The 21,533-nt window shown below is 40.8% G+C and carries 20 protein-coding genes; 4 read left to right on the top strand and 16 right to left on the bottom strand.

Translation table 11 applies throughout. From position 1 onward, the window contains the following. Positions 1-9 precede the first annotated feature (9 nt). Genes RB151_RS19580 through RB151_RS19595 form a run of 4 tightly spaced genes read right to left on the bottom strand, consistent with a single transcriptional unit; the run spans position 10 to position 5,152 of the window. Positions 10-807, bottom strand: coding sequence for an ABC transporter ATP-binding protein (locus tag RB151_RS19580; protein ID WP_071548639.1), 798 nt, complete (start codon positions 805-807; stop codon positions 10-12). Beyond that, positions 807-2,600, bottom strand: a complete 1,794-nt coding sequence (locus tag RB151_RS19585) for a dipeptide/oligopeptide/nickel ABC transporter permease/ATP-binding protein (protein WP_042845535.1) — start codon at positions 2,598-2,600, stop codon at positions 807-809. The genes RB151_RS19580 and RB151_RS19585 overlap by 1 nt, the downstream gene beginning before the upstream one ends. Next, the gene (locus RB151_RS19590; RefSeq protein ID WP_042845538.1) at positions 2,597-3,544 is read right to left on the bottom strand and encodes an ABC transporter permease; all 948 of its coding nucleotides are present in this window, start codon (positions 3,542-3,544) and stop codon (positions 2,597-2,599) included. The genes RB151_RS19585 and RB151_RS19590 overlap by 4 nt, the downstream gene beginning before the upstream one ends. 48 nt (positions 3,545-3,592) lie before the next feature. Beyond that, positions 3,593-5,152, bottom strand: coding sequence for an ABC transporter substrate-binding protein (locus RB151_RS19595; protein WP_071548640.1), 1,560 nt, complete (start codon positions 5,150-5,152; stop codon positions 3,593-3,595). A 163-nt stretch (positions 5,153-5,315) separates the two neighbouring features. Between RB151_RS19595 and RB151_RS19600 the strand changes: the two genes are divergently transcribed. The 4 genes from RB151_RS19600 to RB151_RS19615 all read left to right on the top strand — a co-directional run bounded on the left by RB151_RS19600 (position 5,316) and on the right by RB151_RS19615 (position 10,571). Further along, positions 5,316-5,978, top strand: coding sequence for a DUF1028 domain-containing protein (locus RB151_RS19600; protein ID WP_042845541.1), 663 nt, complete (start codon positions 5,316-5,318; stop codon positions 5,976-5,978). Positions 5,979-6,842: 864 nt separating this feature from the next. Then, complete coding sequence (locus tag RB151_RS19605) at positions 6,843-8,261, top strand: NAD(P)/FAD-dependent oxidoreductase (protein ID WP_042845542.1); 1,419 nt, start codon at positions 6,843-6,845, stop codon at positions 8,259-8,261. Between the two features lie 121 nt (positions 8,262-8,382). After that, the gene (locus RB151_RS19610) at positions 8,383-8,886 is read left to right on the top strand and encodes a RidA family protein (RefSeq protein ID WP_042845544.1); all 504 of its coding nucleotides are present in this window, start codon (positions 8,383-8,385) and stop codon (positions 8,884-8,886) included. A gap of 218 nt (positions 8,887-9,104) precedes the next feature. Then, positions 9,105-10,571, top strand: coding sequence for a hypothetical protein (locus tag RB151_RS19615; protein WP_042845546.1), 1,467 nt, complete (start codon positions 9,105-9,107; stop codon positions 10,569-10,571). A 117-nt stretch (positions 10,572-10,688) separates the two neighbouring features. Here the strand turns inward: RB151_RS19615 and RB151_RS19620 are convergent, their stop codons facing one another. The 12 genes from RB151_RS19620 to RB151_RS19675 all read right to left on the bottom strand — a co-directional run bounded on the left by RB151_RS19620 (position 10,689) and on the right by RB151_RS19675 (position 21,519). Then, positions 10,689-11,447 (bottom strand): ABC transporter ATP-binding protein, encoded by a 759-nt coding sequence (locus tag RB151_RS19620; RefSeq protein WP_042845548.1) that lies wholly within the window; start codon positions 11,445-11,447, stop codon positions 10,689-10,691. Between the two features lies 1 nt (position 11,448). Beyond that, on the bottom strand, positions 11,449-12,432 hold the full coding sequence (locus tag RB151_RS19625) for an iron chelate uptake ABC transporter family permease subunit (protein ID WP_042845549.1): 984 nt from the start codon (positions 12,430-12,432) through the stop codon (positions 11,449-11,451). Continuing rightward, complete coding sequence (locus tag RB151_RS19630; RefSeq protein ID WP_042845551.1) at positions 12,419-13,381, bottom strand: ABC transporter permease; 963 nt, start codon at positions 13,379-13,381, stop codon at positions 12,419-12,421. The genes RB151_RS19625 and RB151_RS19630 overlap by 14 nt, the downstream gene beginning before the upstream one ends. A 3-nt stretch (positions 13,382-13,384) precedes the next feature. Next, positions 13,385-14,353, bottom strand: coding sequence for a siderophore ABC transporter substrate-binding protein (locus tag RB151_RS19635; RefSeq protein ID WP_042845553.1), 969 nt, complete (start codon positions 14,351-14,353; stop codon positions 13,385-13,387). Between the two features lie 367 nt (positions 14,354-14,720). After that, a complete protein-coding gene (locus RB151_RS19640) occupies positions 14,721-14,993 on the bottom strand; it encodes a helix-turn-helix domain-containing protein (protein WP_042845554.1) in 273 nt (90 codons plus the stop codon). A 14-nt stretch (positions 14,994-15,007) separates the two neighbouring features. Then, positions 15,008-15,874, bottom strand: a complete 867-nt coding sequence (locus tag RB151_RS19645) for an adhesin (protein WP_225833079.1) — start codon at positions 15,872-15,874, stop codon at positions 15,008-15,010. After that, positions 15,867-16,397: a fimbrial protein gene (locus RB151_RS19650; protein ID WP_071548641.1), complete on the bottom strand. Its 531-nt coding sequence runs from the start codon at positions 16,395-16,397 to the stop codon at positions 15,867-15,869. Before RB151_RS19650 ends, RB151_RS19645 begins: the two co-directional genes overlap by 8 nt. 2 nt (positions 16,398-16,399) lie before the next feature. Beyond that, positions 16,400-16,873 (bottom strand): fimbrial protein, encoded by a 474-nt coding sequence (locus RB151_RS19655; RefSeq protein WP_225833082.1) that lies wholly within the window; start codon positions 16,871-16,873, stop codon positions 16,400-16,402. A 23-nt stretch (positions 16,874-16,896) separates the two neighbouring features. Continuing rightward, positions 16,897-17,454 carry a fimbrial protein gene (locus tag RB151_RS19660; protein ID WP_071548643.1) on the bottom strand — a complete coding sequence of 186 codons (558 nt, stop codon included), beginning with the start codon at positions 17,452-17,454 and terminating at the stop codon, positions 16,897-16,899. Beyond that, a complete protein-coding gene (locus RB151_RS19665; RefSeq protein ID WP_071548644.1) occupies positions 17,447-18,028 on the bottom strand; it encodes a fimbrial protein in 582 nt (193 codons plus the stop codon). The genes RB151_RS19660 and RB151_RS19665 overlap by 8 nt, the downstream gene beginning before the upstream one ends. 13 nt (positions 18,029-18,041) lie before the next feature. After that, positions 18,042-18,794: a fimbria/pilus periplasmic chaperone gene (locus RB151_RS19670; RefSeq protein WP_042845559.1), complete on the bottom strand. Its 753-nt coding sequence runs from the start codon at positions 18,792-18,794 to the stop codon at positions 18,042-18,044. A gap of 34 nt (positions 18,795-18,828) precedes the next feature. Continuing rightward, complete coding sequence (locus tag RB151_RS19675) at positions 18,829-21,519, bottom strand: outer membrane usher protein (RefSeq protein ID WP_071548645.1); 2,691 nt, start codon at positions 21,517-21,519, stop codon at positions 18,829-18,831. Positions 21,520-21,533 lie beyond the last annotated feature (14 nt).

Below are 21,533 nucleotides of genomic sequence, written 5' to 3' on the forward strand. Positions count from 1 at the left end.
AATATATTTCTAAGCTTCAACGCGAATACGCGGCGCACTCGCCAGTAAGTTACGAGTGTAGTCGTGTTCTGGTGCCGCAAATAAGTCACAAGTATCACGACATTCTAGCAAATCACCTAAATAGAGTACGGCCACCCTATCTGCTATAGACTCTACCACCGCCAGATCATGGCTAATAAATAAGTAAGACAGTGAAAACTGTTGCTTTAGTTCTTCGAGTAACAACAAAACTTGGGCTTGTACTGACACATCCAATGCGCTCACAGGCTCATCAAGAACTAAGATTCGCGCATCTGCGGCAAGCGCTCGCGCAATCGCTAAGCGCTGAGCTTGCCCCCCTGAAAACTCGTGAGGGTAACAGGCTAATGCATCCATTGGCATATGGACAGCCTCAAGCAATTCAGCCAACCGCCCGTGTCTTTGTGTTTGATTCATATGCTTTAAATATTTTAAAGGCACCGCCAATGTTTCACCGATGGTTTTGCGTGGATTTAAAGAAGCAACAGGGTCTTGGAATACATATTGAATAGCTTGACCGAAAGCACGAGCCCCCTGTTTTTGCCACTGAGCACGAGTTTGCCCGAGTACCGTAATGTCGCCTGAGGTTTCTTTCTCTAACCCAACTAGAATACGGGCTAAAGTGCTTTTCCCTGAGCCGCTTTCCCCTACGACGGCTAACGTTTCCCCTTCGTACAATGACAATGAAATATTTTTCAGCGCCTGAACTTCTCTCCCTCGGGGATGAAATAAGCTGCGAGGGTGACCAAAGGTTTTCACCAGTTGATTAACGTCAATAACCTTGTTCATTAGGCCTCCTGTGCGGAATTATTTCCATAAAGCTGCTCAACCTGAGTCAAAAACGCTCTGCCCTCTCCCAATTTTGGAACACTGGCTATCAGCCGCTGTGTATAAGGGTGCTGAGGTTGTTGTAACACGTCTTGTGTATTACCGGTTTCTACGATAACGCCCTGCTGCATAACGGCCACTCGGTCACAAATTTGGTTAATCACCGCAAAATCATGAGTAATAAATAACAATGCTACCCCTCGTTCACGACGTAGTTGATCGAGCAATTCTAAAATTCGCGCTTGTACGGTGACATCTAGTGCGGTTGTCGGTTCATCGGCAATAATCAAAACAGGGTCATTCGCTAATGCCATCGCAATACCAACTCGTTGGCGTTGCCCACCGGATAACTCATGAGGATAAGCATCAAAACGCTCCGCTGCATCCGGTATACCGACGCTATCAAGTAGTTCAATCGCTTTCATTTTGGCATCATAACTCGATAACGCTTGGTGAGCCGTGATCGCTTCACGAAGCTGTACACCCACGGTAAATTGGGGGTGTAACGTAGTCAGAGGATCTTGGAAAATATATGACACCTTAGCACCACGGCGTCTTTGCATAACGGATAAAGGTAAAGACAACATTTCTTCATGCTCAACATAGATGCCACCTGCGGTGATCACCGCGGGCGGCGAAGCCAAAAGCCCCATAACAGATAATGCAGTTACACTTTTCCCTGAACCACTTTCACCAATTAACCCCAAACATTCCCCCGCACCAACATTAAAGCTAATACCTTTAACGGTAGGCCGTAATTGCCCCCCCTGACGAAAGGCGACAGAAAGGTCTTTAACTTCCAATATCGCCTGTTTTCCCTCGGTTTTGGCAGGAATATTTATACGGTCTGTTTGTGTCATCGGTTGTGAACGATGTAAGGCACCTGATTTTAGGCGAGGGTCAAGGATGTCACGTACCCCATCCCCCAGTAAGTTAAAGCTAATCACAATCAGGAAAATCATAATTCCAGGAACCAGAGCAACATGTGGTGCAACAAACATCTGAGCACGCCCTTGACCTAGCATCGACCCTAAATCAGCATTCGGTGGCTGGGTTCCTAATCCTAAAAATGACAAGCCAGCGGTTTCTAAAATCATCCACCCGATGGTCGTCGACATTGTGACAACAATGATTGGCAATACATTCGGTAAAACCTCAGTCAGTAAGACCTGTAAATGGTTTTTACCTGATAACCTTGCGGCCTGAATAAAGTCTCTATCTCGCAGCCCAACCGTTAACCCACGGATATTTCTCGCAAAAAAAGGAATATTCACTAATGCGATAGCATATAGCGCATTTAATAAACCGGGGCCAAGTACAGCTACAATCGCTAACGCTAATAGGATATATGGAAATGCCATCAACATATCAATACAGCGCATCAATAAGGTATCAGTTCGGTGGCCCACATAGCCGGCGATTAAACCAATTAGGGTTCCAAGTATTGCAGCGATTAACGTCGCTGAAATACCCACCATCAGCGAAACACGAGTTCCCCACAATAATCGAGACAAGATATCCCGCCCTAAATGGTCAGTGCCTAATATATGCCCCGGTGAAAAAGCTGGGAGCAAGCGGTTCACTAAGTCCGTTTCATCTGGATTAGCCAAAGGCAACCAAGGCGCAAGCAAGGCAAGTAGCATAATAACGGTTAAAATAAACAGCCCTAGTGTCGCAAGGCGATTAGCGAGCAATAAAGAACCTATTGATTGACGATGACGATGTTGAATAACTGGGGCGGTATTATGACTCATGATTTCAACCTCGGATCTAACATTGCTTGCACCACATCAGCCAGCAAATTGATAAACACATAGGACGCAGCAGCAATTAACACGCCCCCTTGCACTAAAAATAAATCACGGGTAGCTACCGCTTTGACCAACATTGCCCCTAAGCCCGGCCATTGAAAAACCGTTTCAATATAAACCGCACCACCAAACACAAACCCTGCCTGAATACCAATAACAGGGATCACCGATACCAATGCCATACGAAATGCATGGCGGAAAATGACTTTGCGTTCACTCAACCCTTTTGCGCGTGCAGTACGAATAAAATCAAGGCGTAGAACCTCTAACATTGCTGTTCGCGTCAAACGCGCTATCACGCCTGTCGCAACTAGCGAAAGGGTTATTGCGGGTAAAACAAGGTGATGCAATAAGTCGCGAAAGCCGCCACCCTGCCAAATATCATACATTCCTGATGCGGGGAACCATTGTAGCTGTACCGAAAAAAGCATGATCATCAACAACCCAATCCAAAAGGATGGCATTGAAATACCGAGTAAAACTGCCAATGTGATCGTCCTATCACTCCAACTAAATTGACGGATCGCAGAAATAATCCCAGCTAATAGCCCCAGCACTGAGCTGAGCAATAACGCACTTCCCCCCAAAATTAAGGTGGCAGAAAAACGCTCAAGGACCTCATCAACCACAGGACGATTCAGCACAAAAGAACGCCCTAAGTCCCCTGAAATCAAATTATTCATCCAAATAAAATACTGCTGATATAACGGTTTATCTAAACCAAGCTCAGTTTTCACTCGAGCCACGTTCTCTGGTGTTGCCCAAGGCCCAAGCAATGCTTGAGCTGGCTCCCCAGGGATCATTGCCATGATAAAAAAGACAATTAATGTTAGACCAATCAGTATGGGTATCGTCGCTAACAGGCGTTTAAAGCAGTATAACCACATAGTTTTTCCCCATAAAATCTATTAACCAACTGAAAATATTCACGTTAATTAATCTTTGCGAACATCTTTAAGTAATAAATTAAAATTCGGCTGCAATTTAAAATGTTTAACATGCTCATTCGCGACTGCATTTTGCTTCCAATTAGCAACAAACAGCCAAGGCGCATCTCGGTGAACAATTTTTTGTACTTGTTTATACAGTTGAGCGCGTTCTTCAAGGTCATTCGTGACTCTCGCTTTATCTAACAACCTATCGAGTTGTTGATTACTGTAATAACCGGAATTAAAGCCGCCTTTATCGGGCCAAGATGCAGAATGTAAGGTTAGGAACGGCAAGGTATCAGGGTCATTCGTCATCCATGCCATTTCAGCCATGTGGGCTTGCTGTAAGCCTGAATTAACTTTAGATAAATAGGTATTCCACTCAAAGGTTTGAATTTCAACAGATAACCCAACAGCTTTGAGGTCTGCTTGGATTGCGGTTGCCATCGGGATAGGGTCTAACATACCTGAGCCCCCTTCCGTAACATAAAAAACAATTTTTTGCCCTTGTGCTCCCGCTTCTGCAATTAATTGCCGCGCTTTTTCAGGGTCATAAGGGTAAGCCTCTGTTTCTTGGTCAAACGCCCAGTCAAAAGCAGATGGAATAGGCCCTTCAGCCACACCAGCTGAGTCTTGGAGAATATACTTAACGATATTTTGCTTATTAACCGCATAATTTACCGCTTGCCTTACACGCACATCATCGAAAGGAGGTTGTGATGCATTTAGCATCACGTACCACACATGTGGCCCTACGGCTTCATAAACCTTAAAACGCTCATCCTTGATAAATAAAGGGACGTTATCCGCAGGCACTTCAACCATCGAGTCAATCCCACCTGATAGCATTTCTGCTACCCGTGTATTGGCGTCAGTTATTGGTCGGAAAACCACATTTTTTAAGTGTGGTTTTCCATCCCAATACTGCTCATTTGCCGAGACCACAACGCGCTGGTTTGCCGTCCATTCGTCAAATTTAAACGGCCCTGTCCCGCTTGGATGACGACTAAAGTCCTTGTCATATTGCTTGACGGCTGCCGGTGACACAATCAGCCCTGCGGGGGTAGCTAAATTTGATAAGAACGGTGCAAATGGCTCTTTTAAGGTAAATACCACCGTTAAATTATCTGGGGTGGTAATTTTATCTATCGCAGAGAAAAAAAATGATAAAGGAAATGGACCAGTATGATAGTAAGGATGTTGGCTATCTAGCATGCGGTCAAACGTAAATTTAACTGCCTGCGCATCAAACGCACTACCATCATGGAACTTGATGTTTTCACGTAAATGAAATGTGTAAGTCAAACCGTCATCGCTGACTGACCATGACTTTGCCAATGCAGGTTCAAGTGTCAATGTACCATCGGCATTGCGAACTAACCCTTCGTATATATTCACGAGTATCCGAGAATCATTGGCCGCAGTCGCCACTTGCGGGTCGAGTGATTGCGGCTCCGCAACCTGCCCAAGCAATAGTACATCACTATGGTTTGCCGCCAATGTCGGTGTAGAAATAAAGCAGAAAAACCAAAAACTGGCTATCCACCTGCATAAACGCATCCTCATACGGCCCTCCCCGAGCGTTGACATTGCTATGTGATTTTTAAATGTGATTTGTGTCAATTTTGTTAATTATTTTATCTTTTATCCTATTTATGATGATAAATTATGTTTCACGCAACAATTTATAATGATAAATTTGATCGATGTCTAATTTATGAGGTGTGAAATGACATTTTCAATTGTGGCTCACTGTCCGCAAACAGGGAAAATTGGCGCAGCAACAGCAACAGGCGGGCCCGCTGTCGGTGCCCTTGTTTTGCATGGTGCAAGCCAAGTGGGAGCTATCGCAACCCAAGCCATGACCAACCCGATAGCAGGTTTAAAAGGTATTGAACATTTACGGCTTAGTGACCACGCCAAACAGAGCTTAGATTTCCTTCTGATGGAAGATACCAACAGTGAATTACGGCAACTGATCATTATTGATAAATATGGGGAAAGTGCAGACTGGACAGGAAGTAAATGCTTACCTTGGTGTGGTAGTTTGTCTGAAAAAAACTTCGCTACAGCAGGGAATATGCTAACCGGTGAGCAGGTTCTTCAAGCAATACACCAAAGTTATCAGCAAAACTCACATCTTGAGCTTGCAGACAGGCTATTACTCGCCATGCAAGCAGGGGCAAATGAAGGTGGTGATTACCGTGGGATACGCTCTGCTGCATTAAAAATATGGAATAACCGGCAATATGCAGATATTGATATTCGCTGTGACTGGTCAGAAACCCCGTTAACTGAGCTTTATTTGGTCCTTCAACAGGTTCGTTCCGAGGATTATGCTAATTTCTTTGCTCAAATCCCAACTGGGAATGAATATAAAACTGAAAATTAACATCACGATGGTGTATATTAACTAATAATGTAAATATTCTTAATAATATACACCCAGTAATTAAATGTATATTTAATATTCTAATTACATCTGCATCGTAATATAAATCCCCCAACGACATCAAAATTATCGCCAATTATTATTTAGTACAATTATATGTTTATTTTTATCAACCAGTTAAAATAAATTATTGTCTACATTTAGAATTATATTTTATTAACTAGCCTATCTGACTTATACGACAAGGTAATGTCTAATCTATAAAATAATTTTATCTTATTAAAATGAAATATTATTCTCCATTTAGAAAAACCAACAATAAATTAAATTAGACTCACCACGCCCATCATAAAATAAAATCATAAATATCAATTAATTAACTAAAACTTAAAAACAAAACAGTCCCACAAAGCTATATATTGATTGAAAGGTAACCATAAAGACTAATTAATAATCAACTGACCAAAAAATAGCTCATTCTTTTTAACTAAGCCTTTTTTTACATCATATTTGATTATTAGGACTTAAATGATATTTAGCATTTTCATCTACGATTAATAATTAACCTCTCGCTGATAATTAATTACTAATTATTCAACTTAAGCAAAATACCAATATTTACACCTGTACACTTTTAATGACATTTACATTTTTAAAATAAGAATTGATGTATAGATAAAATAGAGCTACTCGCGACAAACCCTTTACAGCACTGACTATATCAATTTACTTCACTTTTCATTTAATCGACAATTATTAACAAATGCTAACCCTACTTAACAATTTCAAAATATATGATAAGATCATTATCTCAATTTGAAATTATTTACTATATAAAAAACAAGATTGTTATTGAGGTTATAGATGAAAATCTCGAGAAGAAAGCTATTATTAGGGGTTGGTGCTGCTGGGGTTCTAGCAGGGGGTGCTGCGGTTGTTCCTATGATCAATCGTGAAGGTCGTTTCGAATCGACTAAATCACGAGTACCTGCGGTTGCAGGTACCGAAGGCAAACTACCGGAATCTGCTGATGCAGTTATTATCGGTGCTGGTCTTCAAGGGATCATGACGGCAATAAACCTTGCGGAAAAAGGTCTTAATGTTGTTATCTGTGAAAAAGGTGTTGTCGGTGGTGAGCAATCAGGCCGCGCATACAGCCAAATTATCAGTTACAAAACCTCTCCAGCAATTTTCCCTTTACACCACTATGGGAAAATTCAATGGCTCGGTATGAACGAAAAAATTGGTGCTGATACCAGCTACCGTGTTCAAGGCCGTGTTGAAGTTCCTTCAAGCGAAGAAGATTTAGAAATTTCAAGAGCATGGATTAAATCTGCTTCTGAAAACCCAGGTTTTGATACGCCATTACGTACCCGAATGATCGAAGGTACTGAGTTAGCTAATCGTCTAGTCGACGCTCAAACACCATGGAAAATTGGTGGGTTTGAAGAAGACTCAGGTAGTCTAGACCCTGAGGTTGTCACCCCAACCATGGCTAACTACGCTAAATCAATTGGTATTCGCATCTATACCAACTGCGCAGTACGCGGTATTGAAACCGCAGGCGGCAAAATTTCTGATGTTGTCACTGAAAAAGGCGCAATCAAAACCTCTCGTGTAGTTCTAACTGGTGGTATTTGGTCTCGTCTATTTATGGGCAACTTAGGTATCGACGTTCCAACGCTGAACGTTTACCTGTCACAACAACGCATTACCGGCGTTCCGGGCGCACCGAAAGGCAACGTCCACTTACCTAATGGTATTCACTTCCGTGAACAAGCTGATGGCACCTATGCCGTTGCACCACGTATCTTTACCAGCTCTATCGTTAAAGACAGCTTCCTGTTAGGTCCTAAATTTATGCACCTGTTGCAAGGTGGTGAATTACCATTAGAATTCTCTATCGGTAAAGACTTATTTAACTCGTTCATGATGGCAACGTCTTGGAATTTAGATGAGAAAACACCATTTGAAGAATTCCGTACCGCGACCAATACACCAAACAATGATCACTTAGATGGCGTCCTAGAAAGACTGAGAAAAGAATTCCCAGTATTTAAAGAATCTAAAGTGGTTGAACGTTGGGGTGGTACGGTGGCACCAACGGATGATGAAATTCCAATTATTTCAACAATCGAACAGTACCCAGGTCTGGTCATCAACACCGCAACAGGTTGGGGTATGACTGAAAGCCCAGCATCTGGTCGATTAACGGCAGAACTATTAATGGGCGAAACACCATTTATCGACCCAACGCCGTATAAACTTTCTCGTTTTAATTAATAACCGAGAATACGCTTTTTTTTACTGGGATCTGCGAGTCAATGGAATTAAGCTAAACTTAAATTTAGTTTTAAATAACACTAACAGATCCTTTTTACTTTGATAATGTTAAGGAGTTTACATGCGCTATAAAACTTTATTGCTTTCTCTACCGTTAATTTTAGGGGTAGCGAGTGCAAATGCAGCTGAAGATGTTAAACGCGTTCCAGTGAAAGGATTTCCTATCTCTGAATCAGTAGAAATCAGCGCGGGCAATAGCCTTATTTTCCTAAGCGGAAAAGTCCCTTCAAAAATCTCTGCAGATGCTAAAGAAGGCGTTTTAGAGTCTTATGGTAATACCGAAGCACAGACAATCAACGTGCTAAAACAAATTCAAGCAAACCTAGCTGACATGGGTTTGACAATGAATGATGTTGTTAAAATGCAAGTATTCTTAGTTGGTGGTGAAGAAACTCAAGGCACTATGGACTTCGCTGGTTTCATGGCGGGTTATAACAAGTTCTATGAGTCTGAGAAAATTACTAATCTGCCAGCTCGTTCTACTTTCCAAGTCGCTAAGCTAGCAAACCCAGCTTGGAGAGTTGAAATTGAAGTTACCGCAGTTCGTCCAGCTGCAAAAAAATAAGTTATTCTAACGAGTAACAACACGATAATGGGGCATAACTTATTTATGCCTCGTTATATTTTCTTGTTCCTTCCCCTTTCCTTTCATCATACTTTTTCACTATCTTTCACAGATTGTCATCGTAATTTCCGCTATTTTAGGGTTTTGACAAACCATGTTATGCTTCACTGATTGATAGAAAAATAAAAAATATAAAAAGTTACTTATAAAGGCGCAATATGATCAGAGAGTCTCTTAAGATCCACGGGAAAAAGCAATTTGAAATAAAACAAAAAGTTTTATTTCCACGCAAATCTAAAGAGATCCGCTACCAAGTTGAAACATTTTTCTTTCTGCCTTCTTCATTGCAAGTTAACCCTGACTTATACACACCGTCAAACCTTCAACGTAGCCTCAAAAATTATATTCGCCTCAGCCCTCCTGCGATTAAACTGTCTGCCTCACCAGATGAAAACGGGGAGCTAAACGATTTAAAGCGCTGGTTAGAACAATGTGACCCGCTGAATCCCCCATCGCTAGATGAGTATGAAAATAAACTAAAACGCTATGCGCTCACCATCAAGAAAACCGTGCGTCTCAATATCAAAATGGTCAGCAAAAACCCGCAGCGACAAACTCCCGAATATCTAACCGAGCTAGTTGCTGATATTGGGAAATGCCTAAACGCTTACCGTGCCTTGTTACCGCTTGCAGCTCATATAGAAGAAGCCATTCACTCCAATGCATTTTCCTATTGCGATGAGTTTATGACTTATTACACCATCAATTACTTACGTGGTTTATTGGCTGATAAACAAATACCGATACGTGAAGAAATACACCATTTTTGGTATCAAGAAATGCGTTACTTGAAGAAGCACTACCCTGATTGCTTTCCCAGTGACGAAACAGATGCTGAATTGGTTACCTACCGACGCAACCTATTAAAAAAATATATTAATCGCTATCTCTACTTAGAAATCCGCCATAAGCGCGGTTTACCGCTACTGTTGCATTCTATTTATGGTATTGCTGCGGCTATTTCGATGATTTTTGCCACGCTAATTGCCTTTCTTTGGCAGGGCAAATACGGTGCATTAAGTGCAAACTTATTTTTGGCTATGGTCATCGGTTATATTTTTAAAGATAGGCTAAAAGAAATCGGTAGGGAGCAATTGTACCGGCTCTTCCAAAAATGGATACCTGACAGGCAATTACGTATTTATCGCGAAGGCGTTAAAGCCCCTGTTGGGGTATGTAAGGAATCCTTTCGGTTTATCAGCGAAAACATGCTATCGCCAGATATTCGTGAAATGCGCCAGCAATCTCACTGGGTGAATTTGGTCAATGTACAGCGTATGGAAGATATTCTATATTATCGAAAGGACGTATTACTCCATAACCGCCATTCTGTTTTTGAGAAAAACCAGTCTTCTATTGCTGATATCACCCGCTTTAATATTTCTGACTTTTTGAAATACATTGATATTAGCTATGAAGAATTAACCGTTAATGAAGATGAACCCGCTATTATTGGTGAAAAGGTTTACCATATTTATCTCTGCCGCCGCGTCACCATTAACAAGAAAACTTACAATGAGCTGGCGCGTTTGGTAGTAAATGCTGATGGGATTAAACGCTTGGAAGTATTACAGTCTTTGGATTTATTAGCGACTGATGAAGATATTGAAATCACACCACAGTAATTTTCACTGCGAATATTGTAACCAATTGAGCTTGTAGCAAGGCGGATAGCGACGATATCTCGGGTCAGTATGTGACCCGAGTAGCTAAACCACTACCGCCTAAATGAGGACGAATATTTAGTAGTACAGCGCAATGAACTGATCATCAACTCGCTTTATATCCACTGGGGTATCAAAAATATCCTCAATAATATCTGATTTCATAATATCCTCAGGTTTACCATGATAAGACAGTTTTCCGTCTCTTAAGGCAACAATATAGTCAGAATATACCGAAGCGAAGTTAATATCGTGGATAACTAAAATAATAGTTTTCCCCAGCTCATCAGCCGCTTTGCGCAGCAACTTCATCATAATTACCGCATGTTTCATATCGAGGTTATTTAAAGGCTCATCAAGTAAAACATATTCAGTATCCTGACATAAAACCATTGCCACATAAGCCCGTTGGCGCTGGCCCCCCGATAACTCATCTAAATAACGATGGCGTAAATTCGATAAATTAAGAAAAGAGAGTGACTCATCAATTTTCTTTTTATCCTCAATATTTAAACGACCTTTAGTGTAAGGATAGCGCCCAAAGCCAACTAACTCTTCAACAGTTAACCGACTGGCAAATTGATTTTCTTGGCGCAGTACTGACAAACATTTAGCTAGCTGATCACTTGGCGTTGTCGATACGTCTAACTCATTGACTTTGACATAGCCACCATCGTCTGGCACCAATAAGCGCCCAATAATCGATAATAGTGTTGACTTACCCGCGCCATTAGGGCCGATAATTGAGGTAATGCCGCTATTTTTAATTGATGTTGTCACGTCATCTAAGACTTTAGTACCCTGATAACTTTTCGATATCTGACTAATTTCAATCATACTAAAACCTTCTTAACACCATATAAATAAAGAATATCCCACCGACAAACTCGATAACAACCGATAATGTCCCTGCCATATTAAGGCCATACTCTAGGATTAATTGCCCACCAATCAGCGCTATTACCCCAAGTAAAAACGAAACAGGAAGTAAATAACGATGTTGGCTGCTACCACTCACCAAGTAAGCTAAGTTTGCTACCATTAACCCTAAAAAGGTCAGGGGCCCAACCAGTGCGGTCGAAACTGCAACTAATATTGAGATTAGCAATAAAATAACCGTTACTTGCTGACGATAATTAATACCAAGGTTCACCGCATTAGCTTGCCCTAATGCAATAACATCAAAACAATAGCGCATCCGCCATAGTAAGATACCCACCACGACTGTAATCAGTAATGTGAATAAAATCAGCTCCGGCGTCCCTTTAGTAAAGGTTGCAAACATACGACTCTGTAAAATAGAGAATTCATTAGGGTCCATCAAACGTTGTAGCAAGGTAGCCACGCTACGGAATAAAGTCCCTAAGATAATACCCACCATTAAAACTAGGTTGATATTCATTTTAACAGACACGAATAACCAGCGATAAAGCAGGACGGAGAACAACACTAATAATGTTGACTCTAATAAAAACTTACCGATATTCAGTAGCCAAGAGGCAGGAAAGCTATCTGTATAAAAGATAAAAATGGTTTGTAATAAAACAAATAAGGCCTCTAACCCCATGATAGAGGGCGTAAGTATCTTATTGTTTGCAACGGTTTGGAACAGAACCGTCGAAACCCCTGCGGCAAAAGCAACCACAACCATGGTTAGAACAATATACCCGCGGTGCGGTAAAATATAAGCAAGATTACTGCCGAGATTTACCGTCATATAAAGAATGATAGATAACAGCGACAATGCCAGTAATATCCATATTCTTTGCAATGGTGTTACCCCTTTTTTGGGTAATGCCATTGATGAGTTAACTTTTTGCATAACGTTGCTGCTTCAACAATAAATATAAGAAAATCACCGCACCCACAACACCTAAAATCACACTCGCGGGGATTTCAAATGGGTAGCGGATTAAGCGCCCAATAATGTCGCACAGTAGCACTAAGCCCCCACCCGCAATACAGATCCACGGGATAGTTTTGCGAATGTTATCCCCCATCACTAAGCTGACAAGATTTGGAATAATTAAACCAAGGAAAGGTAAAGCCCCAACGACGACGACAACCACACCACTAATTAATGCGATGATGGATAAGCCAATTGTCATTACTTTGCGATAATTTAACCCAACATTAATCGAAAACTCACGCCCCATACCTGCAACGGTAAAACTATCGGCAATCCAGCAAGCAATTAGCGTAAGAATTCCTACTAGCCACAGCAATTCATAACGACCTTGGATAATGCTAGAGAAGTCCCCGCTCATCCATGCGCCTAGTGATTGCAACAAATCAAAGTAATAAGCCGTAAAAATAGTTAATGCACTAATGACTGCACCAAGCATAATCCCGACAAGCGGCACAATTAATGCAGATTTTAAAATAATTCTGCGTAAAAGTACCATAAACAGCATCGTCCCCATCAACGCAAACCCACTAGCAACCACCATTTTGGTCATAATACTTGCAGCAGGAAATAACACCATCACGACCAACAGACCTAAGCTCGCTGACTGTGTTGTTCCGGCTAAAGAAGGCTCGACAAAACGGTTTTGTGTGAGTAACTGCATGATGAGGCCTGCAACACTCATTGCACTGCCCGCTAAAATTAAAGAGAGAGTTCGAGGAATTCGGCTAATAAAAAAGATGTCTTGCATCTCTGGGTCGGTGAAAAGCGAAACGGGTGACACGTCACCCGCTCCAATAAACAAGCTTAATACCGCTAAAACCAATAACGCGATAATTCCACAAAAAAGATAAAGCGTTTTCATGGGTTATTTTGCTTGGCTCTTCTCTAACGCGTTATTGATGTCATCCATTAACTTAGAATAAGTCTGAATTCCGCCTGAAATATACACCGCTGTTGGGTCAAGGTAAGTAATTTGGCCTTTTTGCCATGCTGCTGTTTTTCTCACTAAAGCGTTATCTAATACTTCAGCAGCAGGTTGGGCGTCTGTTTTACCAATCGCGCTATCACGGTCGATAACAAACAACCAATCAGGGTTTAGTTTCACCAGTAATTCCGCATTCACAATATTACCATGGCGGCCCGTATTTTCTGTAAACACATACGCAGGTTCAAAACCTAGCACATCAAAGATAAAACCAAAGCGTGAACCTGGACCATAAGCAGAAATTTTACCGCCGCTAACCAAGATCACCATCGCTTTACCCGCTGTTGGTGCTTTAGTTTTAATACCCTCTATCTTATTATTGAAATTAGCAATCAGTTCTTTGGCTTTATCTTCTTTACCAAATAACATACCAAGTTCATTAGTACGCTCAGTTAAGCTACCAATAAAGTTTTTGTTATCAATATCTAATGAAATAGTTGGCGCTACACCGCTGAGTTTGTCATACGCATCTCGTGCACGGCTACCGCCTAAGATTAGGTCAGGTTTAGCATTACTGAGTGTTTCATAGGCAGGTTCAAATAATGTTCCCCCATTAACAAACTCAGAACCGCTATATTTGGTTAGGAAATCTGGGAAATGAACATTGGTTTGTGGAACACCGGCAACTGGTGCCCCGAGTGCATCCATAATGTCCAATGTTTCCATGTTCATCACCATGACTTTTTGCGGATGACGAGGAATTTCAGTTTTGCCTTGGGCATGTTCAATTGTGATAGTTTGTTGTTCTGCAACCTGAGTTGTTTCTGTCTTTTCTTTAGCGTTATCGCAACCAACTAATACTAAAGCAGATAACAAGGCAATACCTGAAACTAATGATTTTGCAAACATCTGATTTTCTCCATCCGTCTATAAAAATACTGATGATAAAATTCGGTGATTTAAAGATGGGAAGTATATTACACACAATCAAGCGCAAATGATATTAGTTTGCATTTGCATTCACTAAAAAATTGTCAGAACGCACAAAAACATCAATTTGACTGTTTCAATATTTTTTGCACATAAAAGAAGAGAATAAGTCCACGAGGGTAAATATTACAGAGGAAGTTTAAGTTAATAACAGATTGATTTTTATGATTAAATAAAAATAAATAGGTTGAATTTTCGACTGTAGTTGCTTAACTATTTCGATTACAGCAGACCACATAAACCTCAACTTCAACCTATTTACTATTAACAAGCATTAAAATGCTCATTATTGTATATCATCTAATTGACCATTTTCAGTGAGCTGAGAACTGATATCTTCAAGAAACCAATCAATGGGTGTCCTCATTAAAAATGAAAGTTTAAACAAATGAAATAAATCAATCTTAATTTTACCTCTTTCATAGCGAGAGATCTGCTGCTGACTGACACCTAACAATTGAGCTAACTGAAAGCCTGTATAGCCTAACTCCCGACGTTTTTCTAAGATCCTCTGACCTACCATATAATGGATTTTTTCACTACCGTTTTCTGAATACATATTTTCACCATTTATTAAGGTACAGTTAAAATAAGGGCTGCGGCACCATCAAACCTACCGGCTTCAACTCTGCCATTGGTGCCTAATACTGCTTTAAGGTTGACAGTACTTACTCCACCAGCGGGAATATGAATTTTGTAACCATTCTCTCCTGGAGTATCATTTGAGCCCAGATATAAATCAGCATATAAACTACCATCTGGGCGTAACTTCACATGACCATTAGTTACGTTAATCCCTGTAGCAATAACTAAAACGTCCATGTCCAAATTGCATGTCACATCAATATTCACTTGTTTTGTTTGACCTGCAAGATCTGCTTCACTAATGGAACCAAAGTTGATATCTGGGATCGTATTGTTGATCTTACAAGCTCCAATCGGTGGAGGCGCAATACCACATAATGAGCCGGGAATTAACCCACCCTTATCTGTAACCCCTTTTTGATCTTGGTAAAACAGCCCCACACACTCTTGATTATTCTGTAACCTAACTCCGGTATGAACAGCCCACTGAGCTGCTGGAGCTGTCGCCTTTGCCCAAACACCAGGTATATTCTGAACATCACGCATATACCGATACTTAGAAATTTCGGCCAACTCGACTGTTGCAGCCCCCGGTGTTCCAGCAGCTGTATGCTTATGGCTTATGGTGAGATAGCATGTCGGCCACCCATAACAAGGATTAAGCGTAGTTGGCAATTCAGGGTCCCAGCGAGCAATAACATACTTATAGTCTGCATCCCCATTACTTGGGCTATTACCGGGTCTTGATTCCGTGATATAGGAAAAAACAGAGGCTGATGCAGTAGATAAAAACATAACTGCACCAATTAATAGCGATAACAAAACTTTCATATTAGTCACAGCCTTATTATTCATAATCTAATTTAAACGTGGCCACTGCGCTATAAGGGCCTACTTTAATTGACTTATTTGTAATAGCATCTGGCTCACCTTTTAAATATGCATAGAACCGTAACTGATTAGAGCCATCTTGTAGGTTTATCTTCGAACCCTTTTGTTCGAGAGCTAACGGTGTCCTATCTGAGCTTTGTAGGCCAATGGCAAAACCAGAAGCGACACTGCTAGTCGATAAAGCCAAAAACCCTGGAAGCGCAAGATTAGGTGTCCCAGAGAAAGTCACTTCCACAGTTTTCCCGATGCTGATATCACAGTCAGCTAACTTAACCATAAATTCTTTGCCTGGAGTTTCACCATAGGCATAAAAGTTCTTCTCGGGTGTATCAAAAAAATCCATGGTGATGTTTTCATCACCGGGCAAAATAGTGCAAGGTTCTTCCACTAAATTACCTATAATTCTTAGGTTATCAGGTATAGCGAACGCGCTACTGATATTAATAAGTAGAGCACCAGCTACTGCACATTGAATTAATTTGTTCATTATTATTGGTACTCCGCTAGCAATGTCCCTGTTGCGGTAAAGCCTCCTTCAGGCAAAGTCATACCTAATTTTTTTACTGGTACAACTTCAAGAATTGGCGCTTGTCCATAGTCGATTTTAAGTGGTTTGTTTATTTCAAAGCCCAAACCATTTTGTGTAATACGCATGCCAAGATTCGGTATATTGGTTTGTAATGCTGATTTATCAAAATCTGTTGGCGTCCCAATGATCGTTAGCACTAAATCCCAACCTTTTAGGTTGTCTTCACATTTTAAGGCGTAGTTAATTGGCTTCGTAAAATTGACACCATCCACTTTATGTAAACCAATATCTTTATATTCAATAATATGCACTTTATTTTCAAACACAGTACAAGGTGGTGGTATGAGTAACGTGCCAGTAAACTCTACATCATCAGCCATAGCTGGACTTACTGATATAGTAAGTAAACTCATTAACAGAGGAATTTTTTTCATTATTTTTTGCATCATATTTTTCCTCACTGGTAATCGAGTTTAATAGTAACGCCAGCTTGAAAAGCTCCACCTTGAGTCAGTGGTTTCGATAAATCACGAACAGGTACCGCTTCAAATTGGGGGGCATTTGGATAAACAAATTTAATCTCTTCATTTAAATGAAGTTTATTCCCGTTATAACGAAAACCAATCCCTAGCCCTGGAATATTCGTTGCTACTGCTCCCGTTGCGTCAAATATTGCGGGATTTCCTATTAAAGACATTTTCATTTGTGATGTTGGTCTTTTAGAACAATCAATATTATAATTAACTGGTTTTGCGTATGCTAAACCATCGATTCGCGTACTCATCACTTCTTTAAAATCGATTTTGATAATCTGATTGTTATTAATCACACAAGGTGGTGGCGCTAAAACAACCCCTGTAATGGGTATGGTTACCATACCTGGCGTTATTGTATTCCTTACGCTTGCTAATCCACTCATGCGCGAATCGGGCAACCCTGCATATGAAATTGACGTAAAAAATATCCCAGCAAGACATGGTGCAAGCAGGTATCGTTGCTTATTTAAATCACTCATAATCCACCTTAAAGTCCATTACGGCGCTGAAACTTCCTTCCGTCAGTTTTTCGGGAGTTCTCACTGGTGTAACAAAATACTGAAGCGTGCCCTGTGGTGAGTTTAGAAACTGCGGACGACCTTGGCTTCCCAATCTAATATCTTCTCTTTGCGCGTCAGTAATTTCTAATGCCAATCCTGAAACACCTTTTACACTCAACATCTCTGGAAAATGTTCGTCTGATACCGCAATAAATGAAACTGAAATCACTGGTTGCATCGCATCCCAAAGTGGTGTATCAGTTCTAACATCTCGCATTCGGCTTTCGGTACGAATGCAGTTTCTAAATTCTAAATTGAATGAAACAGGTTCCGCCCTATCCCCCGGTTTACGCAATGAGTAAGAAGGGATCTCCCCTAGAGACACTTCTTGGCGCATTGAATTAGTCACATCCATCGTGCAAGGTGCTTCTGTCATCATGCCATTGACTGTCAATTTTCCATGTAAACCATCGATATTCCAGCTATCAAGACTAGATGCAATCACTGGTGCAAAGCTAAATACGATAGCGCTAAACAGGAGAGTCCTTTTCATACGTTATTCCCCGTTATCTGTCAGTTGCAGACTCAACTTTGCAAGTTTTCCCTGTGCAACCAAACGTCAACTTAGGCCTACCACCGTAGTCGTTGATATACGTCAGAACAGGCTTTACACCCAGTGCACTTGCACTTCCTTTAAGTGTTCCGTTACTTTTTGGTGCTACCATTAATGGTTCAAATTGTTTGATCGTATCGCCCCCAACTTTTGAACTTGCATCTATAATAGTCACGAAATAAGCGGTTGGATTTGTTACCTCATACGTATCACCTTTACGGGTTAACGTAATCTTTTCCTGCCATGGGTTTTCTAAATCCGTACGTGTCGCATACAAGGCTTTTGGACGATAAAATAATTTAATCCGAGTTTGTAAAGCGATTTGTAATACGTTTGGTTCCTTACTACGTGGTGGAATTTCACGCAGGTTAAAATAATAAACACTCTCCCTATCCTGAGGTAATGTAGAAACATCAGGAAGAGACTGAATTTTAACTTGGCTGCTTTCCCCAGCCTCTATGCGCTGAACGGGGGGTAATACCGTTAATGGACTTTCAATTTTTTTACCATTAATATCTTCAATCCAACCTTGAGCTAAATAAGGTAGCTCCGTGTTTTCATTCTTAATGGTCAAGCTAATGGTTTTTTCGGCACCATTATAAATAATACGAGTTCTATCCAGTGCAATGGCCGCTATTGCTTGGCCACATAGCACTGTAGATAACGCAATTGTTGTAGTGAAAAATGCAATTTTTTTAATATTCATATGTACCAACTGTTTAAAAATCGAATAGCTCGGGTTACTCGGTATAATCTGTACTGTAAGCAATATCTGGTGGCTTCAATAACCAGCGCTGGCTAGGCTCCACACCTTGTTGGGCTGAAACTGGCTTATAAACTGGCGTCGATTGGCCAACCGGAACCGTTTTTGCAGGCAGATAACCGGGTTCAACGCTTGGGCTATTTGTACAAGGTAATAACAATGAGTTAAATTCTGCCCTCATAATGTTTTCTGGGATTTGGACTTTACATTGCACGCTTCCATCCCAATAAACATCGAGTTCCTCATTTGGATTCACACCAGAGATATAAACAGAGCCGTTATCTGTCACGATACCTAATTCTCTGTTCTTCTCATTTCTTACGGTTGCACCAAATGGTGGATAGCTACCATCCGCTAAAGCTAATCTCACCATTGTTTTCACGCCAGATAAAACTTCAAACTCGCGATAGGCAACTGCACCTTCAGTTAACGTAACCGTTTGAGATGTTCGAATCGCATTTACATTTTCAGGTAATTTAGTGACATCAATTCTGGTATTCGTACGATAGTAATCACTAATATCCGCTACTACCGCCTTACCGAAAATATTGGTTTCTGTATTTGGCCCAAAACCTTGGACCGGAACATTTCTGACACCTTCAGTGCCTACCATCACACGGCTTCCACCAGGGGTACTAATACGGTGTAATGCCGCACCGTGACCTGTAACCGTAGCCCCACCTTGCAAAGAAAGTGCTGCTGAAGAGGTATCACCATTGATATAACTTGTACTGGCGGTAACCGTTGCTAAATCAGCATAACGAGTGTAGAAACCATCAACGGTTCCACGGCCTCGGCTGCTCACCCCAGTTCCAACACGATAGTTCGTCTTGTCATCAACTGAATCGAAATAACTGACAGTATGTGAGTTGCCATCTTTCGTAATCATATTGTTATAACTAATTGAAGCTCTATCTGCCCAAGGGATAGATAAATTCATGTAGACGCCATCATCGTTATTTCTATTATCAAACTTGTTACGGAATGCCGTTAAACTTAAGTTAATATTTTTAAAACGACCAAGATCAAAATATTTAGCAATCGATAGGTTATAACGTTTTGCTGCCGGTTTATTCCAATAGGTCTCATGGCTATAGTTCAAATATGCAGTCAAATCCGCCGAGGTAAAATACTTATTAAAGGTAATCGTATACAACTCTTTACTGTTATCGAGTGCTACACCTCTATAGCGACGATCCAAGTATTGATTCATACTCATAAAGTCGCGTTCAGAGAATCGATACCCTGCGAATGTGACCTGACTGTCATAATCTTCAAAGCGTTTTGAATAACTTAACCGATAAGAAGCACCTGTATAAATTTTGTTTTCGGTTTTTAGTTTTGCGCGTGATTCTGTAATATCGAATGAGATTGCACCAAAGGCGAGTAAATCTCGACCAACCCCCAGTGATAATGCGTTATAATCACCTGCAGTAAGCGCACCACCAAATAATGACCAACCGTTCGAAACCCCCCAGCTAAACTCCCCCGTAACAAACCCTTGGCCCTCAGTTTTATGCTCCATATTATTCGGTCGACCACCTGCGATCTTAAACAGCACAGAGCCTGGACGAGTTAAATAAGGAATAGAGGCGGTATTCATTTGGAATTCTTGTATGGAACCATCTTGCTCTTCAACGCGTACATCTAACTTACCGTTTACAGCATCATTTAGATCCTGAATACGAAAAGGCCCAGGAGCAACTTGGGTTTCATAAATAACACGCCCTTGCTGAGTGATAATCACTTTTGCGTTCGTTTTTGCCACACCAGTTACTTCAGGCGCATATCCACGTAAGTTTGGCGGCAACATTCTCTCATCAGAGACCAAGCTTGCCCCTAGATAACGGAATGAATCAAATAACCCTGAACGTAAAAATTGCTCACCCATCGTCAGCTTAGCGTTCAATTCCTTTACTGCACGATAAGCATAATATTGATTCCAATCCCATGTACGATTAGTCGACTGCCCATTAGTACGATTATAACTTGCTTGCCAATCCCCCCTAAAACGCCAAGCACCGAGGTTAAATCCAGTCGTACCATTACCTGTTAACGACTGGCTATTTGCTGAATCAGCAGGTCTTGTCACATTAGCATTCAAGTTATAGTCAAAAATTAGGGCAGGCACTCCCTCATCCCAGCGAGAAGGTGGCTCCCAGTTATCAGAGGTATACTCAAGGTATGCTTGAGGTATAGTAATCGAAACAGTTTCTTTTGCTAAAGAGCCAAGCATAGTCATACCTGGAACACTTTCTGAGATTAAACATTTCCCCTTATTATCAAACTGGATCTTTTTCTTCCACTCACTACGTAAAGCAATATGGTTAACGATATCAGGTGTTAAACAAGGTCTAGAAATACTCTCGTCATTAGGGTCAGCAATATAAGTAATATCAAAAGTTTCCGATAGATCACGGCCATTTAAGTTAATCTTAAATGGATATGTTCCTGGCATAACATAACCAACACGAGAGAATTCATTTAAGGAAATATTTTCTCTGTCCTGAATATCTAAAACATCCGTATTAAACTCAATACTATCATTATTTGCATTAGCTAAATTTAGCTGAGCAATGGCTATAAACACCATAGTAGCAACTGGCGTTAAAAAATAACTTACTGAGTTATTAAATACTTTATTTTTACTTTTAAATAGCAGAGCCATAATAGTCCCTTAGT

It is taken from the genome of Providencia rettgeri (genome assembly GCF_001874625.1).
GTDB classification, from domain to species: Bacteria; Pseudomonadota; Gammaproteobacteria; order Enterobacterales; family Enterobacteriaceae; genus Providencia; species Providencia huashanensis.